Raw genomic sequence first — 22,792 nt, 5'->3', positions numbered from 1 at the left:
TGGTTACTGTGCCCGTTGGCCCAGCCATGCGGCCCAGGCGGCGGCATTGCCATGGAACACGTTGATGTCGGTCACCTTGTCGATGCCGGGCACGATCCCGGTGCCGGTGTATTGCCAGAACGTCCAGGGGTGGCCGTCATAGCGGTCTGACGGATGCGCCGCGACCGAGCGAAGCCAGAATTCATAGCCCGAAAGCCGCCACATCTGGTTCCGTTCGAAGAAATCGACGGTGGTATAGATGATTGGCCGCTGGCCATAGTGCCGGCCCACAAGGTCAAGGAACGTCTGCGCTTCCCGGCGCACCACCGCGGGTTCGGGGCGGAAGGTGCAGGTGGGTGAAAACGGGTTCCATTCCATGTCCAGAACCGGTGGCAGGCTGTCTCGGCTGGCCGGGACGTTGCGGATGAACCAGTCGGCCTGTTCATGCGCCGGGCGGCAGAAGTAGAAGAAGTGATAGGCGCCCCGCGGCACCCCGGCGCGGCCGGCGGCACGCCAGTTTTCGTGGAACATCGCATCGACGCGGTCGCCCCCCTCGGTTGCCTTCAGGAAGGCGAAAGAGACGCCGGCCGCGGCTGCGGTCGGCCAGTCGATCGGCCCCTGAAACCGCGACACGTCGATGCCGTGAACCGCATAGCTTTGAGGGGCGCGGCCCGTCCAGGCGTGGGGTTTGGCGTCCCCGAACGCGGGGCGGGCGACGCTGACGGTCTGCCCGGGGGAGATCCCGGCGGTCCGGTCGGGTTGACCGCCGCAGGACAGCAGCAGCGAGGCAAGGCCAATGGCAAGAAGGCGTCGGGTCATGGGGCTCCGGTCGGTATCGGTAGGGGGGGCAGGGGGCGGGAACAGCCCCGACTGTGGCGCAGATGCGCCCCGCTGTCACCCCTTGGGCGCCGGCCGCACGGGGTCAGCCGAAGCGCGCCGGCGACAGGGCCGCAACCAGCGCGGTGGACAGGTCCGTTCCGCGGCCGCCGATCAGGTCAGCGACAAGGCGGCTTGCCGCCGGGCAGGTCTGAAAACCATAGCCGCCCTGTCCCGCCAGCCAGACGAAATCCGGCCGGGCGCGGTCGGGGCCGATCACCAGAACCCGGTCGGGGGCGAAGGTGCGCAACCCCGCCCAGGATGCCAGAAGCCGGGTGACGGGTTCGGTCACCATCTCTTCGTAGCGCGCCAGGCCCTCGGCCAGAACCATGTCGTCGGCCCAGGCGTCGTGCGGCTCCATCGGGTGTTCCTCGGCCGGCGAGACGATCAGCGCGCCGGCGTCGGGCTTGGCATACCAGCTTTCGCCCACACCGAAGATCATCGGCCAGCCCGACACATCATGCCCGCCCGGCGCCGGAATCCGCGCCATGGATCGGCGCAGAGGGGTCAGGCCAAGGGGGGCCACCCCCGCCATCCTGGCCACCTGATCGGCCCAGGCGCCGGCGGCATTGACCAGAACGCCGGCGCTGTAGCCCTCATCCGCCGTTACCTGCCAGCGCCCGCCCTGATGGGCGATCGCGGTCACCCGCGCCTTGGTGCGCAGCGTGGCACCGCGGGCCTTCGCCTCGCGGGCAAAGCCTTGCAGCAGCAGGTCGGTGTCGATGTCCCAGGCATGGGCGGCATGGGCCGCCAGCGTCACGTCAGGCGCCAGGATCGGCACGATGGCGCGCGCCTCGGCCGGTGACAGGGCGTCAAGCTGCATCGCCTGCGTCTCGGCCATGAATCGATCACGTTCGTCGTCGCGGCCGACGACCATCATCCCGCGCGGCGACAGGATGCCCTTGGCGGCATGAAAGAACGCACCCGAGGCCAGCGACAGCTCGACCACCGGCGCAAGGCCATAGCGCGGTTCATACAGGGCCGCCGACCGGCTGGAGGCGTGATGCGCCAGCGTATCCTCGGCCTCAAGCAGCGTGACCGAGCCCAGTTCCGAAAGCCGGGCGGCGGCCGATACGCCGGCAATGCCCCCGCCGATGATAAGAAAATCGCTGTCCATGCCGGCAAGCTGACCCGCCGCGCGGGGATTGGCAAGGGGGTGTCTGGTGCGGTCCGTCACCGGCCGCCGCGCACAGCAAAAGGCCCGGGCCGTTGTCGGTCCGGGCCTTCGTTTCAGGTCAGGGGCGGCTTATTTCGGGATCTCGCCGCTGATGCCTTCGACATAGAAGTTCATGCCCAGCAGATCACCGTCCGAGGCGACCTGACCTTCGGCAAGCCAGGCGCTGCCGTCCTGACGGTTCAGCGGCCCGGTGAAGGGATGATAGGTGCCGGCGGCGATGGCGTCGTGGATTTCCATCGCTTTCGCCTTGACCTCGGCGGGAACGGCGTCGGTGATCTCACCGACTTGGACCTCGCCACCGGCGATGCCTTCCCAGGCGTCAGTGCTGGCCCAGGTTCCGTCCAGAACCATGCCCACGCGCTTCACATAGTAGGGCGCCCAGTTGTCGATGATCGAAGACACCCGGGGGCTGGGCTTGTAATTCGCCATGTCCGATGCCTGACCAAAGCCGATCACGCCCGGCGTCTTGGCGGCCTCGGCCAGCGGCGCGGTCGAATCGGTATGGGCAAGGATCACGTCGACGCCCTGTTCGATCAGCGCCTTGGCGGCGTCGGCCTCTTTCGCCGGGTCGAACCAGGTGTAGGCCCAGACGACCGAGATCGTGACGTCCGGGTTGACCTTCTTCGCATGGATGAAGGATGCGTTGATGCCCTGAACCACCTCGGGGATCGGGTAAGAGCCGATATAGCCGATCTTGTTCGATTTGGTCATCATGCCCGCGATGGTGCCGCAGACCGCGCGGCCTTCGTAGAAGCGGGCGTTATAGGTCGCGACGTTCGCATGGTCGCGCTTGAAGCCGGTGCAGTGTTCGAACTTCACGTTCGGGAACTTGGCGGCGACGGCGTTGGTCGCATCCATGTAGCCAAACGAGGTGGTGAAGATGATGTCGCAACCGGCCAGCACCATCTGGGTCAGCACCCGTTCGGCGTCCGATCCTTCGGGCACGCTTTCCTGATAGATCGTCTCGACCCGGTCGCCATATTCCTTTTCGACGGCCAGACGGCCTTCGTTGTGCTGGAAGGTCCAGCCGCCGTCGCCGATCGGGCCGACGAAGACAAAGCCGACCTTCACCTTCTCTTTCGCCTGCGCCAGCGCGGTCCGACCGGCCAGCGACAGCGCCAGCCCCGAGGCGGCGCCGGCGAGAAGCGTTCTGCGATCCATTGGTAGTGCTCCCTGAATGGGCCGGTCGCCCGGCCGGTAGTGCGTGCCTCAGCGCGAGGCGTGGAAGGTCCTGCCCAGCGACGCCGGCGCCGAAGCGATCCGGCGCCGGTCGGCCGACATGATGACCAGCACAAGGATCGTTATCAGATAGGGCGACATGGACAAGTATTGCACCGGAATCCGCGCGCCAGCCGCTTGCAGGTTCAACTGAAGGACGGTGATGCCGCCGAAAAGATAGGCGCCCAGCAGGACACGCCCCGGCCGCCAGCCGGCAAAGACCACGATGGCCAGCGCGATCCATCCCGCGCCCGATGTGATGCCATCGGTCCATTGCGGCACCCGGATCAGGCTGAGATAGGCCCCGCCCAGCCCCGCCATCGCACCGCCGAACAGGATCGCCAGCACCCGGATACGGATGACGTGATAGCCAAGCGCATGGGCTGCGTCGTGGTTTTCGCCCACCGCGCGCAGAACCAGACCCGCGCGGGTGTGGTGCATCACCGCCCAGACCGCGACCACCGCGGCGATGGACAGATAGACCATCAGATCGTGGTGAAACAGGATCGTGCCCAGCACCGGCAGGTCTGACAGCGGCCCAAGGTCAAGCCGGTCCACTGGCGGCGGCTTCACCCCCACATAACCCTGCCCGATCAGGCTGGACAGGCCCAGCCCGAACAGCGTCAGCGCCAGCCCCGTGGCCACCTGATTGGCCATCAGGAACTGCGTCAGCAGCGCGAAGATCAGGCTGAGCGTGGCCCCCCCCAGCGCGCCACCGACAAAGCCCAGCACCGGGCTGCCGGTTTCCACCGCCACGGCAAAGCCGCAGATCGCGCCGATGATCATCATCCCCTCGACGCCGAGGTTCAGAACGCCGGATTTCTCGACCACCAGTTCCCCGATCGCCGCGAAGATGATCGGCACCGAGGCCATCATCAGCGAAGCCACAAGGACGGCGGGATTGATGCCTCCAAGAAGGTCCATCAGGCTGCTTCCTTCCGGGTAAGCCGGATGCGGTAGTTCGACAACAGATCCAGCGCCAGCAGGAAGAACAGCAGCATCCCCTGAAACGCCTGGATCGAGGCCGCAGGCAGGCCAAGGTTGGTTGCGGCATTGTCGCCGCCGACATAGGTCAGCGCCATCAGAAGCCCCGCCAGCAGGATGCCCACCGGGTTCAGCCGGCCCAGAAAGGCCACGATGATCGCGGTGAACCCATAGCCGGACGCAAAGTCGATCTGGATCTGGCCGGCCGGTCCCGTCACCTCGAACATGCCGGCCAGCCCGGCCAGCCCACCAGAGATCCCCATGCACAGCAGCACCAGCCGCCCGGGCGAGACCCCGGCAAATCGCGCGGCCCTTGGCGCCTGTCCCGCCAGCCGGATGTGAAAGCCAAGGATATGGCGCTGAAGCAGCACATGGGCCGCGATCACCGCGGCCATTGCCGCCACCACGCCCCAGTGCATCCCGGTGCCCGCAATCAGCTCCGGGTTCGCAGACGAGGCCCATTGCGACAGGTTGCGCGATCCGGGAAAGCCGCCGCCATCGGGGTTGCGCAACGCCCCCAGCGCCATGCTGGCCAGAATCGATTGCGCGACATAGACCAGCAGCAACGAGACAAGAATCTCATTGGTGCGGAAACGGGTCCGAAGGATCGCCGGGATCATCGCCCACAGCCAGCCGCCGAAAGCGCCGGCCACCACCATCAGCGGAAAGATCAGCCGGCTGTCGGCGGGATAAAGCGCAAGCCCCGCCGCAGCGCCGAAGATCGCGCCCATGATATACTGACCCTCGGCGCCAATGTTCCAGATCCCTGCGCGAAATCCAAGGCTTAGCCCCACCGCGATCAGGATCAGCGGCCCCGCCTTCACCAGCAGTTGCCCGCGGAAATACCAAGCGAATTCGCCGAACAGCGGATCCCAGAAGATGGTCCGGATCGCCTCGGTCGGGCTTTTGCCCAGCAGCGCGAACATCAGCCCGCCCGCCAGCATCGTCAGCACCACCGCAAGGACCGGCGTCGCCCAGTTCCAGAACCGCGACGGGCTGGGCCGCTTTTCAAGCATGAGCATGGTGGGCCACCTCCATCCCGTGTGCGCCGCCCATCATCAGCCCGATCTCTTCGATGGTCAGACCCTGTGTCGGCCGGGGCGGACTCATCCGCCCCTCGTTCAGCGCCGAGAAGCGGTCGGCGATTTCCAGCAGCTCGTCAAGATCCTGACTGATGACCACCACCGCCGCCCCCGCCGCTGCGCAATCCAGAATCGCCTGCCGGATCGCCGCCGCCGCCGAGGCATCGACCCCCCATGTCGGCTGATTGATGACGATGACCGACGGCTCTTGCGACAATTCCCGGCCGACCACGAACTTCTGAAGGTTGCCGCCCGACAGCGCCCGCGCTGCGACAAAGGTGCCGGGCGTGCGCACGTCAAATGCCGCCACGATCGCCTGCGCAAAGGCGCGCGTCGCGCCCCAGTCGATGAACCCCCGCCGCACCAGCCGCTTGCGCACCATCCCCGACAGCAGCGCGTTTTCCACAAGGCTCATGTCGGGCGCCGCGGCATGGCCCAGCCGTTCTTCCGGCGCCGCCACCAGCCCCAGCGCCCGCCGCGCGTTCGGCCCCTGATCGCCCACCCCGCGGCCGGCGATGCGCACCGCATCGCGTGGTGCCTTCAACTCGCCCGACAACGCCAGCAGCAATTCGTCCTGCCCGTTGCCGGCAACGCCCGCGATGCCCAGAACCTCGCTGCGGGTGACGGAAAAGCCCACGTCCTTCAGCGCGGTGCCGAACGGGATCGGCGAGGCGACCGACAGGCCCGCCACCTCAAGCGCGACCTCGCCCGCCGGCCGGCCGTGACGCTCGGGCGGGGTCAGGACCGCGCCCACCATCAACTCGGCCATCTCGCGGGCCGAGCGGTCGCGCGGGATGCAGGTGGCGACCACGCGGCCCCGGCGCAGGATCGTCGCCGTGTCACACAAGGCGCGGATTTCCTCAAGCTTGTGACTGATGTAAAGGATCGCCGTGCCCTCGGCCGCAAGCTGACGCAGGGTCTGGAACAGGATTTCCACCTCTTGCGGGGTCAGCACGCTGGTCGGCTCGTCCATGATCAGAAGGCGAGGGTCTTGCAGCAGGCAGCGGATGATCTCGACCCGTTGGCGTTCGCCCGCCGACAGGTCGCCCACCATCCGCGACGGATCGAGCGGCAGGCCGTATTCCTCGGACACCTGCCGGATACGGGCGGCCAGATCGCCCAGCCGCGGTGGCGATTCCATCCCCAGCGCCACGTTTTCCGCGACGGACAGCGCCTCGAACAGGCTGAAATGTTGAAACACCATGCCCACACCGGCGGCGCGGGCCTCGCGCGGTTCCTGCGGGGCATAGTCCTGCCCGCGCAGCCACATCCGGCCGTGATCGGGCCGGACAAGGCCATAGATCATCTTGACGAGCGTTGACTTGCCGGCGCCGTTCTCACCCAGCAGCGCATGAACCTCGCCTTCGCGGATCGCGAAAGAGACGTCCGCATTGGCGACGACGCCCGGATAGGCCTTCGTCACCCCCTCGACCCGAAGAAGTTCCGTCATGACGCGATCTCCGCCCGTCTCTGCCCATTTTCCTTCAGCAGATCCACCGCGATGCCAAGTGCGATCGCCTGCGGATGCTTGCCAAGCCCCTTGTCGCCGATGGGGCAGACCAGCCGCGCCACCAGCGCCTCGGGATGGCCGAGCGCACGCAGCCGCGCGCGAAACCGCGCGGCCTTGGTGGCCGAGCCGATCAGCCCCAGCCTGCGGAACCCCTGTGCCATGATCCGATGGCAAAGTTCCAGATCCAGAGCGTGGGAATAGGTCAGAACCAGATGCTCGGCTGCGGCCGGGGCATGGGCCACCAGATCCTCGGGCCGGTGGGCCCATAGCGGCGTGACGCGGTCGGGCAGGGCGTCGGGAAAGCGGTCGCGCCCCGCATCGATCCATGTGACATCCAGATCCGGCAGCGGCGCCAAGGCCGAGACCACGGCCCGCCCGACATGCCCCGCGCCCCAGACCCAGACCGGCCGGCCGGGCCGGGCCGCAGGCTCGACCATCCAGCCGGCCAGAAACTGCGACACAGGCAATACCCCCTCGGCCCGCGCCCGCGCCAGAAGACGCCGGACCGCCAACGGCATCGCAGCCCCCGTTACGCTGCGCGCAATCACTGGCCCCGAAAGCCGCGCCACATCCTCCGACCCGAAAACTTCGGTCAACAACGTGACCGCCCCGCCGCAACACTGGCCCAGACCCGGCCCCAGCGCCACCCGGTCCAGCCGCGCCCCCCCCACCAGATCGCGCGCCCGCGCCATGGCTTGCCATTCCAGCGCGCCGCCGCCGATGGTCCCGGAACTGCCGCCCGCCCAGACCAGCATCGCCGCCCCCACCTCGCGCGGGGCCGATCCCTCGCAGGCGGCCACCACGATCCGCGCCACCCGGCCCTGCGCGGCCACCGCGGCGCGCACCCCGTCAAGGTCGAACCCCTCAGCCACCCTGCCGCCTCACCGCCATCAGAACCCGCTCGGGCGTGGCCGGCGCATCCAGCCCCGGATAGACCGAGCCATCGCCACAGGCCGCCACCGCATCCGACACCGCCATCAGAACCGAGATCCCCAGCATGAACGGCGGCTCTCCCACCGCCTTTGATCGCCCCACCGTGTCTTCGCGGTTCGGCTGATCCCAAAGATCCACATTGAACACATCGGGCCGGTCGGAACAGGCGGGGATCTTGTAGGTCGAAGGCGCATGGGTCCGCAGCCGACCCTGATCGTCCCAGACCAACTCCTCCATCGTCAACCAGCCCGCCCCCTGCACGAACCCGCCCTCGATCTGGCCGATGTCGATGGCCGGGTTCAGACTGGCCCCGGTGTCATGCAGGATGTCGACCCGCAGAATGCGGTTCTCGCCGGTCAGGCGGTCGATCACGACCTCGGACACCGCCACCCCATAGGCGAAATACAAAAACGGCCGCCCGCATCCCTTTTCCCGGTCCCACACAATCTTGGGCGTCCGGTAATGCCCCGTTGCCGACAGCGACACCCGCGCCTGATAGGCCATCGCGGCTACCTCGGCAAAACCGTAATCCGCCCCCGCAACCCGCACCCGCCCATCGGCAAAGATCACATCCGCCACCTCCGCCTGATGACGCGCAGCCAACATCCCGGCCATGCGCCCGCGCAGCACCTCACAAGCGGCCCGAACCGCCATCCCGTTCAGATCCGACCCCGACGAGGCCGCCGTGGCCGAGGTATTCGGCACCTTTCCGGTATCGGTCGCGGTGATCCGAACCGCCCCGATCGGCAGCCCGAACTCGTCCGCCGCCACCTGCGCCACCTTGCGGAACAGACCTTGCCCCATCTCGGTTCCGCCATGGTTCACCTGCACCGAACCATCCTGATAGACATGCACCAACGCCCCGGCCTGATTCAGCCAGGTCAGCGTGAACGAGATCCCGAACTTCACCGGCGTCAGCGCAATCCCCCGCTTCAGAACCGTAGCCCCCCGGTTCCACTCTGCAATCTCGGCCCGACGGCCCGCGTAATCGGCCCGCTTGGCCAGCGCCGCCACCATCGCGTCGGCCACAAAATCCTCGACCGGCATGTGATACGGCGTCGTCTGAACCCCGCGCGGCGCCGCACCCGCGCTCTCAACCAAAAGCCCGCCCGCGCCCTCTTTCATTCTGGCAGAAATATCCCGGGGTCCGGGGCAGCGCCCCGGGGCGTCCCCGGGCGCATCCCCCACCGCTCCCACGCCACGGTAGAAATTCACCCGCCGCACATCCAATGGATCGCGACCCAGCGCAAATGCCACATGATCCATCACCCGCTCGATCCCAAGCATCCCCTGCGGCCCGCCGAAACCGCGAAAGGCGGTGGCGCTTTGGGTGTTGGTGCGCAGCCGGTGGCTTTCGATCCGCACCGCGGGCAGGAAATAGGCGTTGTCGACATGCAGCATCGCCCGATCCGCCACCGGCAAAGACAGATCCTGCGACCAGCCGCAGCGCAAGAGATGGCGGAACTCGACCCCCGTCAGCCGGCCGTCGCTGTCAAAGCCCGCGCGATAGTCGATGCGCAGATCGTGCCGCTTTCCGGTGATCACCATGTCGTCGTCGCGGTCATAGCGCATCTTGCAGGGCCGCCCCGTCGCCCGCGCCGCCACCGCGCAGGCGATGGCCAGCGCGTTCGCCTGACTTTCCTTGCCGCCGAAGGCGCCGCCCATGCGGCGTACCTCGACCCGCACCGCGCCCATCGGCAGGCCAAGCGCATCGGCCACCTTGTGCTGCACCTCGGTCGGGTGCTGGGTCGAGGCATGGATGTGCATCTCGCCGCCCTCTTGCGGCAGGGCAAGGGCGGCCTGGCCTTCCAGATAGAAATGCTCTTGCCCGCCTATCTCGATCCGGCCTTCGACCGATCGCACAGCGGCGGCGATGGCGGCGGCGGCGCAGCCCTTTTCCCAGATCACCGGGCCACCCTCGAAATGGCTGCCGGCGGCCAGCGCCTGATCGACGGTCAGGATCGCGGACAGGGGGCGGATGTCGGGCCGGCCCAGTCGGGCGGCGCGGCGGGCGGCCAGATGATTTTCCGCCACCACCAGAAACATCGGCTGGCCCGCGTAGTGAACGCGCCCTTGCGCCAGCAGCGGCTCGTCATGGATCGAGGGCGAACAGTCGGGCATCGGGTCCAGATCGGCCGGTCCGATGACTGCGACCACCCCCGGCGCGGCCCGCACCGCGTTCAGATCCAGGCCGAGGATCTCGCCATGCGCTGCGGGCGACAGGCCGAAGGCCAGATGCAATGTGCCCTGAGGGCAGGGAATGTCATCGACATAGCGCGCGCTGCCGGTGACATGCAGGTGGGCGGCATCATGGGGCAGGGGGGCGCCAAGGCTCATGCCCGCAGCTCGCGGATCGAGACCGTCTGACCGGCAAGGTCGTGGAAATAGCGCACCAGCAGGTTGGCCGCCGCGTCCAGCCGGTAGGCGGCCGAGGCCCGCATGTCCGACATCGGGGTGAAATCGGCGGCGAAGGCGGGGCGGGCGGCCTCGATCGTGGCCAGGGTCCAGGGCTGGCCCAGAAGTGCGGCCTCGACCGCTGGGGCGCGTTTCGGGATGCCGGCCATGCCGCCGAAGGCCACGCGTGCAGAGGTGACGACCCCCTCGGCGATGCAAAGGTTGAAGCAGCCGCAAAGCGTCGAGATGTCCTGATCGAACCGCTTGGACAGCTTGTAGCCGCGCAGTGCGGGGGCCGTGGCGGGGATGGTCACGGCTTCGATGAACTCTCCGGGGAGGCGGTCCTGTTTGCGGTAATCGAGGAAGAAGGCTTCCAGCGGCATGTCGCGCCGTGCCTCGCCGCGGCGCAGGTGAAGTGTTGCCCCAAGCGCGATCAGCGCGGGCGGGGTGTCGCCGATCGGCGAGCCGTTGGCGATGTTGCCGCCGATGGTGGCGGCGTTGCGGATCTGCAGGCTGGCGAAGCGGCCAAGCAGGTCGGCCATGCCCGGAATGTGCGAAACCAGTGCCGCGCGCAGGTCTTCGATGGTCACGGCGGCGCCGATGCGCAGGCTGTTGCCCTGCGGCTCGATCCGGCGCAGGTCTTCGATGTCCGAGAGGAAGATCGGGTCGGGCAGGTCGGCGAGATCCTTGGTCAGGCGCAGCCCGAGGTCGGTTGCGCCGGCGATCAGTGTGGCATCGGGGCGCCTGGCGTAAAGGTGGGCGAGGTCGTCCGTGCTGCGCGGGTGGAGGCCGGGCGGGGGGCTGTCTGCCCCCCTGCGACGGGCTTCGCCCCTCGCCCCCCCCGAGGATATTTGGGCCAGAATGAAAGGAGAGGGGGGGGATTGGGCGGCGCGGGCCGCGCGGATGATTGGGGCGTAGCCGGTGCAGCGGCAGAGGTTGCCGGCAAGCACGGTGTCGTGGTCGGTTCTGCCCAGCGTGTGGGCGGTGGCGAGCGAGATGGCGATCCCCGGGGTGCAGAAGCCGCATTGCGAGCCGTGATGGTCGATGAGGGCTTGTTGGACCGGGTGAAGGTCTCCTGTCGGGGGTGCGAGGCCTTCGACGGTATGGACGGTCTTGCCGTCGAGTTGTGCCAGCAGCAGCAGGCAGCCGTTCAGGGCGCGCGGGCCGCGTTCGTCCGTGACCATCACGGTGCAGGCGCCGCAGTCGCCTTCGTTGCAGCCTTCTTTGGTGCCGGTCAGGCCGATGTCTTCGCGCAGCCAGTCGAGCAGGCTGCGCGTGGGCGGCGCCGAGACATACATATGCGTTCCGTTCAGGGTGAACGCGATTTCCGTCATGTGAAAACCTGCCGCCTTCAGGGTGAGAGTGGATCGTGGGGCTTGCGCAGGTCTGCCCGATGCGGCGTAAGGCGGGCTGCGCATGGGGATATGAAAGCGGCCGGGGCGGCGGATGGCAAGGAGAAGCTGCGACCTTCCGCCTGCCGCGCGTGTCCGGTAGGCTGCGGCCATGTCAAACGCCGCGCGATTCATCCATCTTCGTGTCCATACCGAATATTCGCTGCTGGAAGGCGCGGTGCCGGTGAAGAAGCTTGTGGGCCTGTGCACGGCGGCCGGAATGCCGGCCGTTGCGGTCACCGACACCAATGCCATGTTCGCGGCGTTGGAGTTTTCGGTTCTGGCCAGCGGGGCGGGGGTTCAGCCGATTGTCGGGTGCCAGATCTCGGTCCATTATGATCCGGTGGGGTTGGGAGAGAAGCCAAAGCCGCCCGCCCCCCTTGTGCTGCTGGCGCAGTCCGAGGTGGGCTATGGCCATCTGATGAAGCTGTCGTCCTGTCTTTATGTCGGCAAGGGGGGGGCGTTGCCGCAGGTGACGCTGGCCGATCTTGAGCGTCATTCCGAGGGGGTGATCTGTCTTTCGGGCGGGGCGGACGGGCCGGTGGGGCGGCTGTTGCAGGCCGGTCAACGGCCGAAGGCCGAGGCGTTGATGCAGCGGTTGGCGGCGATCTGGCCGGGGCGGTTCTATGTCGAATTGCAGCGCCATCCCGGCGAGGGTGGCCGTCTGACCGAGGCCGAGCGTGCGACCGAGCCGGGGCTGGTCGGGATGGCCTATGCGATGGACCTGCCCTTGGTGGCCACAAACGACGTCTATTTCCCCAAGGCCGAGATGTATGAGGCGCATGATGCGCTGATCTGCATCGCCGAGGGCGCCTATGTCGATCAGGCGGCCCCGCGCAGGCGTCTGACGCCGCAGCATTATTTCAAGTCCGAAGCCGAGATGTGCGCGCTGTTTGCCGATCTGCCCGAGGCGTTGGAAAACACCGTCGAGATCGCCCGGCGCTGTGCCTTCAAGGCGGCCAAGCGTCCGCCGATCCTGCCGCGTTTTGCCGAGGACGAGGTGGAGGAGTTGCGCCGGCAGGCGAAAGAGGGGTTGGCGGCGCGGCTGGCGGTGATCCCCCATGCCGCGCCGGTTGCGGATTACGAGGCGCGGCTGGCGTTCGAGTTGGGCATCATCGAGCAGATGGGCTTCCCCGGCTATTTCCTGATCGTGGCCGATTTCATCAAATGGGCCAAGTCGCAGGGCATCCCGGTGGGGCCGGGTCGGGGGTCGGGGGCGGGCAGCCTTGTGGCCTATGCGCTGACGATCACCGATCTGGACCCGCTGCGCTATCAGTTGCTGTTCGAACGATTTCTGAACCCCGAGCGGGTGTCGATGCCGGACTTTGACATCGACTTCTGCATGGATCGACGGGAAGAGGTGATCCGCTACGTTCAGGGCAAATATGGCCGCGACAAGGTGGGGCAGATCATCACCTTCGGCGCGCTGCTGTCGAAGGCTGCGGTGCGGGACGTGGGCCGGGTGTTGCAGATGCCCTATGGGCAGGTGGACCGGCTGTCGAAGATGATCCCGGTGGAAGGGGTGAAGCCGGTCTCGATCCAGAAGGCGCTGGCCGACGAGCCGCGCCTGAGGGAAGCCGCCAAGGCCGAAGAGGTGGTCAAGCGCCTGCTGGATTACGGGATGCAGATCGAGGGGCTGCTGCGCAACGCCAGCACCCATGCCGCGGGGGTGGTGATCGGCGACCGGCCGCTGGACGAGTTGGTGCCGCTCTATCAGGATCCGCGCTCGGACATGCCGGCCACGCAGTTCAACATGAAATGGGTGGAAGCCGCGGGGCTGGTGAAGTTCGACTTTCTCGGCCTGAAAACCCTGACGGTGATTCAGAATGCGATTGACCTGATCCGGGGGGGCGGGCGGCCCTTGCATGTCGCGGCGGATGGGCGGGTGCTGTATGATCCGCCACCGGGGGCCGAGAATGACATCGGCCATATCCCGCTGGACGATCCGGCCAGCTACGAACTTTACGCCGCGGCCAAGACGGTGGCGGTGTTTCAGGTCGAAAGCTCTGGCATGATGGATGCGCTGCGGCGCATGAAGCCCACCTGCATCGAAGATATCGTGGCGCTGGTGGCGCTGTATCGTCCTGGCCCGATGGAGAATATTCCGGTTTACTGCGAGGTGAAGCATGGGCTTCGCCCGCTGGAAAGCCTGCATTCGACCATCGACCCGATCCTGAAGGAAACTCAGGGCATCATCGTCTATCAGGAACAGGTGATGCAGATCGCGCAGGTCATGGGCGGCTATACGCTGGGCGGCGCCGACCTTCTGCGCCGCGCCATGGGCAAGAAGATCGCCGAGGAAATGGCGAAGGAACGGCCCAAGTTCATCGAAGGCGCGAAGGTCACCCATGGGATCGACGCGAAGAAGGCAGGCGAGGTTTTCGACCTGCTTGAGAAGTTCGCCAACTACGGTTTCAACAAGTCGCACGCCGCGGCCTATGCGGTGGTCAGCTATCAGACGGCCTGGCTGAAGGCCAATCACCCGGTCGAGTTCATGGCCGCGGTGATGAACTGCGATATCCACCTGACCGACAAGCTGGCGGTCTACAAGCGCGAGGTCGACAAGCTGGGTATCCGCACGGTGGCGCCCTGCGTGAATGCTTCGCTGGCCACGTTCAGCGTGAAGGATGGCGCGGTGGTCTATGCGCTGGGCGCGCTGAAGAACGTCGGCGTGGATGCCATGCGCCTGATCGTGGATGCGCGGGGCGAGCGGGCCTTTGCCACGCTGTTCGATCTGGCGCGGCGGGTGGAACTGAAGCGGATCGGCAAGCGCCCGCTGGAAATGCTGGCCCGCGCGGGCGCCTTCGATTGCCTGGACCGCAACCGCGCACGGGTGTTCGAGGCGCTGGATGCGCTGGTGTCCTACAGCGCCGCCATTCACGACGCGCGAAATTCCTCGCAGGTTTCGCTGTTCGGCGAGGCGGGGGCCGACATTCCCGAACCGCGGTTGCCGAACCGTGACGACTGGCTGCCGGTCGAGCGGCTGGCGCAGGAACATCAGGCGATCGGCTTCTATCTGTCGGGCCACCCGCTGGACGACTACATGGGCGCGTTGAAGCGGCGCAACGTTCTGACGCTGTCCGCGCTGGCCGAGGCCGCACAGCGCGGGCCGATGGTGGCGAAACTGGCCGGCGCGGTATCCTCGCGGCAGGAAAAGAAATCGGCCAAGGGCAACCGTTTTGCCTTTGTTCAGCTGTCGGACCCGACCGGGCTTTATGAATGCACGGTGTTTTCGGACGTGCTGGAACAGGCCCGCGACCTGCTGGAACCGGGCGCCCATGTGGTGCTGACGGTCGAGGCGACGCTGGAGGGCGAGTCGCTGAAACTGCTGGCGCGCGGGGTCTCGCCCATCGATACGGTCGCAGCCGAGGCCGGCGCTACCGCGCTGCGCATCCACCTGGATCGCGCCGAGGCCGCGGCCTCGGTCAGTGCGCTTCTGGCGCGGGCGCAGGGACGGGCGAAGGCGCCGGTGCGGATCTGTGTGCGCGATGGCGCCACCGGGGATGAAATCGATATCGATCTGGGCCAGGATTTTCCGGTGACGCCGCAGATCCGCAGCGCGTTGCGTGCCGTGCCGGGGGTCGAGATGGTGGAAGAAATCTAGCCGATCCGCCGCCACACCAGCCGCGCGAAGGTCACGCTTAGCATGATGCGCGCGATATGATGGGCGGTGACATAGACCACGCTCATGTGCAGAGACAGCGCGATCAGGCTCATTTCCGCCAGCCCGCCCGGCGCAAAGGCCAGAAACACCGCCGCGACCGGCTGGCCCGAAAGTTCCGCCACCGGCCAGGCAAAGCCGAAGGCCAGCACAAGGGCGGCCAGCATGTTCAGCGCCGACAGCCGCGCCGCCAGCGGCAGCGCCCCGCGCGGCAGGCCGGCAAAACGGGCGCCCAACATGCTGCCGATGCCGATCTGTGTGATCCCGATCAGCCAGCCCGGCGGCACCCCGTCCGCCAGCCCCGTCAGATGCGCCAGCGCCGACAGCGCCACCGGCCCGGTCATCACATGCCCAGGCAGCCGCAAGCTCCGCCCCAGCCAGACCCCGGCAATCCCCGCCGCGGCCAGAACCAGCATGTCCGGAACGCCCAGCGGATCGGCGGCACCCGCCGGACCCGCGGCGCTGCCCACCGCATGTCCGGTCAGCCAGGTAAAGCCCGCGGGCACCAGCGCGATGGTCAGGATCAGCCGCAGGAACTGAAGCAGGACAAGGATCTGCGGATCGGCCCCGGCCTCGTCGCCGAGGGCCACCGACTCGATCAGCCCGCCGGGCGTGGCGCCGAACCAGGCGGTCGGCCGCGACAGGCCGCCCAACCGGCGAAAGATCAGATAGCCCAGGATATGCGCCAGTGGCAGGAACAGGCAAAGGGCGACAAGGCTTGGCCACCAGCGCGGCGCTTCGGCGATCACGTCCGGGGTGAAGGCGCCACCGATCGCCAGCCCGATCACCGGGACAAGAAACAGCCGAAGACCCTGGGGCGCCTCGACCGGGCGGCCGAACGGCCGCAGCCGGAACGCCGCTGCCGCCCCCACGGCGCAAAGCGAGCCAAGCAGCAGTGGCAGCGGCAACCCCAGCGCCCGCGCCACAAGCCCACCCGCCGCGCCAAGCGCGAGCGTCAGACACAGACCAAGCGGATCGAAGTGCGGGCGCATCGGGAAGAAATCACCACCCCGTGGCGCGAAAGGCAAGCGCCGCAATCAGTAATGCGGCGGCCGCTGATCGGCCAGAAGTGCCGCCCCGTCGGCTTCGCGTTCGGCTTCGCGCTGCATCAGCATCCCGACCCGGCGCGTCAGCAGCGCGATCTCGGTCGCCTGCCGGGCCACCACCTCTGACAGATCCTCGACCGCCCGCGTCAGATGCGCGATCTGCACTTCGGTCGCTTCAAGGCGCGTCTCCATCCGGTTTCTCCTTCGATTCCGCCCGGCGCTTGTCCGCGGGCCGCCCTTCCGATACACCGCGCGCGACAAACAGCGAAGGGTGCGACCCATGGCCAAGGACAAGGCTCCCCGCCGCCCGCGCGCGGAAACGCCGAAGGGCTTCCGCGACTATTTCGGCGCGGATGTGACCGAGCGCAAGGCAATGCTTGATGCGGTGGCCGAGGTTTATCATCGCTATGGCTTTGACCCGCTGGAAACCTCGGCGGTGGAAACGGTCGAGGCACTGGGCAAGTTTCTGCCCGATGTCGATCGCCCGAACGACGGCGTTTTCGGCTGGCAGGACGAGGATGGCGACTGGCTGGCGCTGCGTTATGATCTGACGGCGCCGCTGGCACGGGTGGCGGCGCAGTTCCGCAACGATCTGCCAAGCCCCTATCGCCGCTATGCGATGGGGCCGGTCTGGCGCAACGAAAAGCCGGGGCCGGGGCGATTCCGCCAGTTCTATCAATGCGATGCCGACACGGTGGGCGCCGCCAGCGTGGCCGCCGATGCCGAGATCTGCGCCATGCTGTCGGATGCGCTGGAAGTGGTGGGAATTCCGCGCGGCGACTACATTGTGCGGGTGAACAACCGCAAGGTTCTGAACGGCGTGATGGAGGTGGCCGGCGTTCTTGACCCGAGCGATCCGGCAAAGTTCGAATCCGAACGCGGGATCGTCCTGCGCGCCATCGACAAGCTGGACCGTCTGGGCGAAGCGGGCGTGCGTGCGCTGCTGGGCGCGGGTCGCCGCGACGAGTCGGGCGATTTCACCAAGGGCGCGGGCCTGTCGGACGAACAGGCCGAGGTGGTGATGGGCTTCATGGCCGCCGGCCGCGAAACCGGCGCGGCCACCGTTGCGCGCCTGCGCGAGCTTGTGACCGGATCGGCCCTTGGTGCCGAAGGCGTGCAGGAACTGGAAACGATTGCGGCCCTGCTGGATGCGCAGGGCTATGGTGCGGACCGTGTGGTGGTGGACCCCTCGGTGGTGCGGGGGCTTGGCTATTACACCGGCCCGGTGTTCGAAGCCGAACTGACGTTCGAAATTCTGGATGACAAGGGCCGCAAGCGGCAGTTCGGCTCGGTCGCGGGTGGCGGACGCTATGACGATCTGGTGAAAAGGTTTACCGGACAGGCAGTGCCCGCCACGGGCGTCTCGATCGGCGTGGACCGGCTGCTGGCCGCGCTGCGCGCCAAGGGGCGGGCGGGGCAACAGGCGCAGGGGCCGGTGGTGGTCACGGTGATGGACCGCGACCGCATGGCCGATTACATGGCGATGGTGGGCGAGTTGCGCCGCGCCGGCCTGCGGGCCGAACTTTATCTGGGCAATCCCAAGAACTTCGGCAATCAGTTGAAATATGCCGATGCGCGGAACTCTCCGGTTGCGGTGATCCAGGGATCGGACGAAGCCGTGCGCGGGGTGGTGGTTCTGAAGGATCTGGTGCTGGGTGCGAAGATCGCCGCCGGTGCCAGCCTTGAGGAATGGAAATCGCGCCCCGCACAGGTCGAAGTGGCCCGCGGCGGTCTGGTGGCGGCGGTGAAGGACATGCTGTCGTGAGTGCGAAAGCAGCGATCCGGGCCGAAGCGGAAAACATTTTTGCCGCTTTTCAGGCCGCCGGCGCCGCCCCGGTCGAGGCCGACATCCTGCTGCCCGCCGAGACGCTTCTTGACCTTTACGGCGAGGATATCCGCGCACGGGCCTATGTCACCTCGGATCCGCTGCGGGGCGAGATGATGCTGCGCCCCGATTTCACCGTGCCGGTGGTGCAGGCGCATATGGCGGGCGGTGCCGAACCGGCGCGTTACACCTATATGGGCGAGGTGTTCCGCCGGCAGGAACATTTCGGCCCGCGCGCCTCGGAATACATGCAGGTGGGCTTCGAGGTATTCGACCGCACCGAACCCGAAGCCGCCGACGCCGAAGTGTTCGCGCTGATCGCGGGCCTGCTGGCCCCGCTGGAACTGCGCGCGGAAACCGGCGATATCGGCATCCTGACCGCGGCGGTGCAGGGCCTGTCCACCACGCCCAAACGCAAGGCCGCTCTTTTGCGCCACATCTGGCGACCGGCGCGGTTCCGCGCGATGCTGGATCGTTTTTCCGGGCGTGCGCCCCTGCCCGAGGCGCGGTTGCGCCTGCTGGACCGGCTGGCCGGGACCGATGCGGGCGCGCTGATCGAAGCCGCGGGCCCCGCCATCGGCCTGCGAGAACCGGCGGATGTCGCAGCGCGTGTCGCGGCGCTGATCGAGGACGCGCGCACCGCCCCGATCGACGCGGCCGAGACCGCCGTGCTGGACGATCTGCTCTCGCTTGAGGCGACCGCCGACAAGGCATTGCTTTGTCTTGAAGTTTTGGCCGCGCGGATGCCCGCCATCGCGCCTTCGGTGGCGCGGTTCGCCCGCAGGCTGGATGCGCTGGACGCGCGCGGGGTGTCGGTCGGCACGCTGGCTTTCGCAGCCAGCCATGGCCAGAGTTCGCTGGAATATTACGACGGCTTCGTGTTCAGCTTCCACGCCGATGATCCTGCGTTGCCGCCGGTTTCCACGGGCGGGCGCTATGATGCGCTGACTGCGGTGCTGGGGCAGGGGCGCTCGATCCCTGCGGTGGGGGGCGTGATCCGTCCGGGGCTTGTGGCCCGGCTGAAGGGGCTTTCGTGATGCTGAAGATCGGGGTGCCCTCGAAGGGGCGGCTGATGGAAAAGACTTTCGACTGGTTCGGCGCGCGCGGTGTCGCGATGCGCCAGACCGGAGCCGAGAGGGAATATTCCGGCGCCGTCGAGGGGGTCGACGGGGTTGAGCTGGTTCTGCTGTCGGCAGGCGAGATTCCGCGGGAACTGGGCGCGGGGCGCATTCATCTTGGCGTCACCGGCTCGGATCTGGTGCGCGACAAACTGGCCGACTGGCAAACCCAGGTGACCGAGCTTGCGCCCCTTGGCTTTGGCCATGCCGATCTGATCATCGCGGTTCCGGCGTTCTGGATCGATGTGGATACGCTGGACGATCTGGATGCCGCGGCATCTGCCTTCCGCGCGGCGCATGGTTTCCGCCTTCGCATCGCCACCAAATATCACCGCCTTGTGCGCGAGTTCCTGACGGCGAACGGTGTTGCGGATTATCAGCTTGTCGACAGTCAGGGCGCAACGGAAGGCACGGTGAAAAACCAGACCGCCGAAGCCATCGCCGACATTACCTCGTCAGGGGAAACGCTGCGCGCGAACCATCTGAAAATCCTTTCCGATGCGGTGGTGCATCGGTCACAGGCTGTTCTTTTTGCCTCACGCAAGGCCGACTGGTCTGATGCCGGTCCGATCCTGGACAGGCTGGCCGACCGCCTGGGCCTGCCGCTTCCGGCTGTTATCTAAGCCCGATCTCGGCCAAGGCCTGCGCCAGATCGGGCGGCAGCGTTTCTTCCGAGGCGCGGCCTTGGGGCAGATCGGCAGGGGCATCCGCAGGCGCCAGATAGCGCCAGCCCTGGAACGGCCGCCGCGGGGCCGCCGAGGTGCGGATCACGTCGGGGTCAAGCACCAGGGCGCACCGCTCGATGCCGTCGGGGCCGGTTACCGGTTCAAGGTCAAGGATGCGCTGCCGCGCAAGGATCTGGCCCTTGAACACCCAGTAAAGCGAACCTCCGGCGCGAATCTCGTCGGCGCGTTTGGGCCACATCCGGGTGATGTGGCGCGGCCTGCCTTCGGGCCAGCGGACGCGCTGGCTGTCTTGCCAGGCCACAAGGTCTTCGACCGACTCGGCGCCGACGCAGAGTTTCAGGATGTGCACATGGCCGGGCAAGGGACTCTCCTCCTTCGCAGGCTGGTCATATAGCGCGGCCGCCCTGCCGGTCCAAGGTGTTTGACCCGGCGTGCGTCAGGGCATATCTTGGGCCTTCGCTGTCGCTTTTCCACAACTTCAAGGATCTTCCCATGTCGCGCTTCCACGCCCCCATCGCCGAGCAGATCTGGGATATGAAGTATCGGCTGAAGGATGCCGGCGGCCATCCGCTGGATGGAACGGTGGAAGATACCTGGCGCCGGATCGCCCGCGCGCTCTCCGAGGTCGAGGCCGATCCGCAGCTTTGGGAAGACCGCTTCTATCGTGCGCTGGAAGATTTCCGGTTTCTTCCCGCCGGCCGGATCACCGCCGGCGCCGGCACGGGGCGGACCGTGACGCTGTTCAATTGCTTTGTGATGGGCACGATTCCCGACAGCATGGGCGGGATTTTCGATGCGCTGAAAGAAGCCGCCCTGACCATGCAGCAGGGCGGCGGGATCGGCTATGATTTCTCGACCATCCGCCCGCGCGGCGCCGAGGTGAAGGGCGTGGCCGCAGACGCCTCGGGGCCGTTGTCGTTCATGGATGTGTGGGATGCGATGTGTCGCACCATCATGTCGGCAGGCTCGCGCCGCGGGGCGATGATGGCCACCATGCGCTGCGATCACCCCGACATCGAAAGCTTCATCGTGGCCAAGCAGGATCCGGCGCGGCTGCGGATGTTCAACCTTTCGGTTCTGGTGACGGATGCCTTCATGGCTGCGGTCAAGGCCGATGGCCCGTGGGAACTGGTCTTTGGCGGCAAGGTCTACAAGACGCTTCAGGCGCGCGATCTGTGGAACCGCATCATGCGCTCGACCTATGATTTCGCAGAACCGGGGGTGATTTTCATCGACCGGATCAATGCGATGAACAACCTTGCCTATTGCGAGACCATCGCCGCCACAAACCCCTGCGGCGAGCAGCCCCTGCCGCCCTATGGCGCCTGTCTTCTTGGGTCGGTGAACCTTGCGCGTCTGGTCGTGAAACCGTTTTCCGATGATGCCGTGCTGGATCTGGCCGAGCTTGATGCGCTGGTGCGGATCTCGGTTCGGATGATGGACAATGTGGTGGATGCCTCGCGGTTTCCGCTGCCGGAACAGGCACATGAAGCCAAGACCAAGCGTCGTATCGGCCTTGGCGTGACCGGGCTTGCCGATGCGCTTCTGATGGTGGGGCTGCGCTATGGTTCCGACGAGGCGGCGGCCCAGACCGAAGCCTGGATGAAGGCCATCGCGCGGGCGGCCTATCTTGCCTCGGCCGATCTGGCGAAAGAGAAGGGTGCCTTCCCGCTGTTCGATGCGAAAAAGTTTCTCGCATCCGGCTCGCTTGTTCATATGGACAAGGATGTGCGCGATGCGATCGCCGCCCATGGCATCCGCAATGCGCTGCTGACTTCGGTCGCGCCCACCGGCACGATCAGCCTTTATGCCGGCAATGTGTCGTCCGGGATCGAGCCGGTCTTTGCCTATGCCTACAAGCGTAAGGTTCTGCAAAAGGACGGCAGCCGGACCGAAGAAGAGGTCGTCGATCATGCCGTCCGTCTGTGGCGCGAGAAGATGGGCGACGCGCCCTTGCCCGATCATTTCGTGAATGCGCAGACGCTGGCGCCGCTGGATCATGTGAAGATGCAGGCGGCGGCGCAGAAATGGATCGATTCCTCGATCTCGAAGACGATCAACTGTCCCGAGGATATCTCTTTCGACGATTTTGCCGATGTCTACATGGCGGCCTGGGACATGGGCTGCAAAGGATGCACGACATATCGCCCGAATGAGGTGACCGGCTCGGTGCTGTCGGTTTCTGATGCCGCAGACGCCGCGGCGCCAGAGGCGAAGGGCGGCGAGGTGGTCTATCTGACAGACCCGCTCGACCGACCCGCCGCGCTTGAAGGCGCCACCTACAAGGTGAAGTGGCCTGGGTCCGAGCATGCAATCTATATCACGGTGAACGATATCGTGATCGCCGGTCACCGTCGCCCGTTCGAGGTTTTCATCAATTCGAAGAACATGGAGCATTTTGCCTGGACGGTGGCGCTGACCCGGATGATTTCGGCGGTGTTCCGGCGCGGCGGCGACATTTCCTTCGTGGTCGAGGAGTTGAAGGCGGTTTTCGACCCCCGCGGCGGCGCCTGGATGGAGGGGCGCTATATCCCCTCGATCCTTGCAGCAATCGGCGGCGTGATCGAGCGTCACCTGATCGCGATCGGCTTCATCGAGGGCGAGGGCATGGGGCTGAAGGTCGACCCCAAGGCCGATGTGGAGGTTCTGGGCGTGAAGGCCAAAGCATGTTCGTCCTGCGGAAGCTATGACCTGCGGATGGTCGAAGGCTGCATGACCTGCGCAAGCTGCGGCTTCTCGAAGTGTTCTGGTTGAGAAACCTGCGCTGTTCTCGCGGTTCAGATAAATTGTCCATTATGCTGAAAAACGACGTCTAATGAGCAAAAAGCGACGGATAGCCGTGGTGCGCAATGGATCCGCGGACTGACGAAGTGGTGTTTGGTGAAGGAGGTGAAGAGGCATGGCGAGATGTA

17 protein-coding genes are annotated in these 22,792 nt (G+C 66.7%); 5 read left to right on the top strand and 12 right to left on the bottom strand.

Features of this window, described 5'->3' with window-relative positions:
• Window positions 1-3 precede the first annotated feature (3 nt).
• The 9 genes from CRO07_RS16130 to xdhA form a co-directional block, all read right to left on the bottom strand.
• Window positions 4-798, bottom strand: a complete 795-nt coding sequence (locus CRO07_RS16130; protein WP_097031686.1) for a glycoside hydrolase family 25 protein — start codon at window positions 796-798, stop codon at window positions 4-6.
• Window positions 799-901: 103 nt separating this feature from the next.
• The gene (locus CRO07_RS16125; protein WP_097031685.1) at window positions 902-1,972 is read right to left on the bottom strand and encodes an NAD(P)/FAD-dependent oxidoreductase; all 1,071 of its coding nucleotides are present in this window, start codon (window positions 1,970-1,972) and stop codon (window positions 902-904) included.
• Window positions 1,973-2,101: 129 nt separating this feature from the next.
• Window positions 2,102-3,193: a BMP family ABC transporter substrate-binding protein gene (locus CRO07_RS16120; RefSeq protein ID WP_097031684.1), complete on the bottom strand. Its 1,092-nt coding sequence runs from the start codon at window positions 3,191-3,193 to the stop codon at window positions 2,102-2,104.
• A gap of 48 nt (window positions 3,194-3,241) precedes the next feature.
• Complete coding sequence (locus tag CRO07_RS16115; RefSeq protein WP_097031683.1) at window positions 3,242-4,174, bottom strand: ABC transporter permease; 933 nt, start codon at window positions 4,172-4,174, stop codon at window positions 3,242-3,244.
• On the bottom strand, window positions 4,174-5,256 hold the full coding sequence (locus CRO07_RS16110) for an ABC transporter permease (RefSeq protein ID WP_097031682.1): 1,083 nt from the start codon (window positions 5,254-5,256) through the stop codon (window positions 4,174-4,176). Before CRO07_RS16110 ends, CRO07_RS16115 begins: the two co-directional genes overlap by 1 nt.
• On the bottom strand, window positions 5,243-6,766 hold the full coding sequence (locus tag CRO07_RS16105; RefSeq protein ID WP_097031681.1) for an ABC transporter ATP-binding protein: 1,524 nt from the start codon (window positions 6,764-6,766) through the stop codon (window positions 5,243-5,245). The genes CRO07_RS16110 and CRO07_RS16105 overlap by 14 nt, the downstream gene beginning before the upstream one ends.
• Complete coding sequence (xdhC, locus tag CRO07_RS16100; protein WP_097031680.1) at window positions 6,763-7,698, bottom strand: xanthine dehydrogenase accessory protein XdhC; 936 nt, start codon at window positions 7,696-7,698, stop codon at window positions 6,763-6,765. Before xdhC ends, CRO07_RS16105 begins: the two co-directional genes overlap by 4 nt.
• Window positions 7,691-10,096, bottom strand: coding sequence for a xanthine dehydrogenase molybdopterin binding subunit (gene xdhB / locus CRO07_RS16095; protein WP_097031679.1), 2,406 nt, complete (start codon window positions 10,094-10,096; stop codon window positions 7,691-7,693). The genes xdhC and xdhB overlap by 8 nt, the downstream gene beginning before the upstream one ends.
• Complete coding sequence (xdhA, locus tag CRO07_RS16090) at window positions 10,093-11,487, bottom strand: xanthine dehydrogenase small subunit (RefSeq protein ID WP_097031678.1); 1,395 nt, start codon at window positions 11,485-11,487, stop codon at window positions 10,093-10,095. The genes xdhB and xdhA overlap by 4 nt, the downstream gene beginning before the upstream one ends.
• A gap of 169 nt (window positions 11,488-11,656) precedes the next feature.
• Between xdhA and dnaE the strand changes: the two genes are divergently transcribed.
• Window positions 11,657-15,148: a DNA polymerase III subunit alpha gene (gene dnaE / locus CRO07_RS16085; RefSeq protein ID WP_097031677.1), complete on the top strand. Its 3,492-nt coding sequence runs from the start codon at window positions 11,657-11,659 to the stop codon at window positions 15,146-15,148.
• Here dnaE and CRO07_RS16080 read toward each other — a convergent pair.
• Together CRO07_RS16080 and CRO07_RS16075 are read right to left on the bottom strand one after the other, a co-directional pair.
• Window positions 15,145-16,197 (bottom strand): AbrB family transcriptional regulator, encoded by a 1,053-nt coding sequence (locus CRO07_RS16080; RefSeq protein ID WP_097031676.1) that lies wholly within the window; start codon window positions 16,195-16,197, stop codon window positions 15,145-15,147. The two genes, dnaE and CRO07_RS16080, sit on opposite strands and share 4 nt — an antisense overlap.
• A 45-nt stretch (window positions 16,198-16,242) precedes the next feature.
• A complete protein-coding gene (locus CRO07_RS16075; RefSeq protein WP_097031675.1) occupies window positions 16,243-16,443 on the bottom strand; it encodes a SlyX family protein in 201 nt (66 codons plus the stop codon).
• 88 nt (window positions 16,444-16,531) lie between these two features.
• On the opposite strand from CRO07_RS16075, the gene hisS reads away from it, so the two are divergent.
• The 3 genes from hisS to hisG are packed head-to-tail and all read left to right on the top strand — an operon-like array spanning window position 16,532 to window position 19,817.
• Window positions 16,532-18,016, top strand: coding sequence for a histidine--tRNA ligase (gene hisS / locus CRO07_RS16070; protein ID WP_097031674.1), 1,485 nt, complete (start codon window positions 16,532-16,534; stop codon window positions 18,014-18,016).
• Complete coding sequence (locus tag CRO07_RS16065; RefSeq protein ID WP_235841053.1) at window positions 18,013-19,113, top strand: ATP phosphoribosyltransferase regulatory subunit; 1,101 nt, start codon at window positions 18,013-18,015, stop codon at window positions 19,111-19,113. The genes hisS and CRO07_RS16065 overlap by 4 nt, the downstream gene beginning before the upstream one ends.
• Window positions 19,110-19,817 (top strand): ATP phosphoribosyltransferase, encoded by a 708-nt coding sequence (gene hisG / locus CRO07_RS16060; RefSeq protein WP_097031672.1) that lies wholly within the window; start codon window positions 19,110-19,112, stop codon window positions 19,815-19,817. The genes CRO07_RS16065 and hisG overlap by 4 nt, the downstream gene beginning before the upstream one ends.
• On the opposite strand, the gene CRO07_RS16055 is transcribed toward hisG, so the two are convergent.
• On the bottom strand, window positions 19,810-20,241 hold the full coding sequence (locus tag CRO07_RS16055) for a DUF1489 family protein (RefSeq protein ID WP_097031671.1): 432 nt from the start codon (window positions 20,239-20,241) through the stop codon (window positions 19,810-19,812). The genes hisG and CRO07_RS16055 overlap by 8 nt on opposite strands.
• 131 nt (window positions 20,242-20,372) lie before the next feature.
• Here CRO07_RS16055 and CRO07_RS16050 point away from each other — a divergent pair, with 131 nt between their 5' ends.
• A complete protein-coding gene (locus CRO07_RS16050) occupies window positions 20,373-22,634 on the top strand; it encodes an adenosylcobalamin-dependent ribonucleoside-diphosphate reductase (RefSeq protein WP_097031670.1) in 2,262 nt (753 codons plus the stop codon).
• The last annotated feature ends 158 nt before the right edge of the window (window positions 22,635-22,792 follow it).

The organism is Cereibacter ovatus, assembly GCF_900207575.1.
Lineage (GTDB): Bacteria > Pseudomonadota > Alphaproteobacteria > Rhodobacterales > Rhodobacteraceae > Cereibacter_A > Cereibacter_A ovatus.
This window is presented reverse-complemented; position numbering and strand designations above follow the sequence as displayed.

Bases quoted from the DNA above. Each gene is read 5' to 3' on its own strand.
- CRO07_RS16130 (WP_097031686.1), bottom strand. From the start codon at position 798: ATGACCCGACGCCTTCTTGCCATTGGCCTTGCCTCGCTGCTGCTGTCC.
- CRO07_RS16125 (WP_097031685.1), bottom strand. From the start codon at position 1,972: ATGGACAGCGATTTTCTTATCATCGGCGGGGGCATTGCCGGCGTATCG.
- CRO07_RS16120 (WP_097031684.1), bottom strand. From the start codon at position 3,193: ATGGATCGCAGAACGCTTCTCGCCGGCGCCGCCTCGGGGCTGGCGCTG.
- CRO07_RS16115 (WP_097031683.1), bottom strand. From the start codon at position 4,174: ATGGACCTTCTTGGAGGCATCAATCCCGCCGTCCTTGTGGCTTCGCTG.
- CRO07_RS16110 (WP_097031682.1), bottom strand. From the start codon at position 5,256: ATGCTCATGCTTGAAAAGCGGCCCAGCCCGTCGCGGTTCTGGAACTGG.
- CRO07_RS16105 (WP_097031681.1), bottom strand. From the start codon at position 6,766: ATGACGGAACTTCTTCGGGTCGAGGGGGTGACGAAGGCCTATCCGGGC.
- xdhB (WP_097031679.1), bottom strand. From the start codon at position 10,096: ATGAGCCTTGGCGCCCCCCTGCCCCATGATGCCGCCCACCTGCATGTC.
- xdhA (WP_097031678.1), bottom strand. From the start codon at position 11,487: ATGACGGAAATCGCGTTCACCCTGAACGGAACGCATATGTATGTCTCG.
- dnaE (WP_097031677.1), top strand. From the start codon at position 11,657: ATGTCAAACGCCGCGCGATTCATCCATCTTCGTGTCCATACCGAATAT.
- CRO07_RS16080 (WP_097031676.1), bottom strand. From the start codon at position 16,197: ATGCGCCCGCACTTCGATCCGCTTGGTCTGTGTCTGACGCTCGCGCTT.
- CRO07_RS16075 (WP_097031675.1), bottom strand. From the start codon at position 16,443: ATGGAGACGCGCCTTGAAGCGACCGAAGTGCAGATCGCGCATCTGACG.
- hisS (WP_097031674.1), top strand. From the start codon at position 16,532: ATGGCCAAGGACAAGGCTCCCCGCCGCCCGCGCGCGGAAACGCCGAAG.
- CRO07_RS16050 (WP_097031670.1), top strand. From the start codon at position 20,373: ATGTCGCGCTTCCACGCCCCCATCGCCGAGCAGATCTGGGATATGAAG.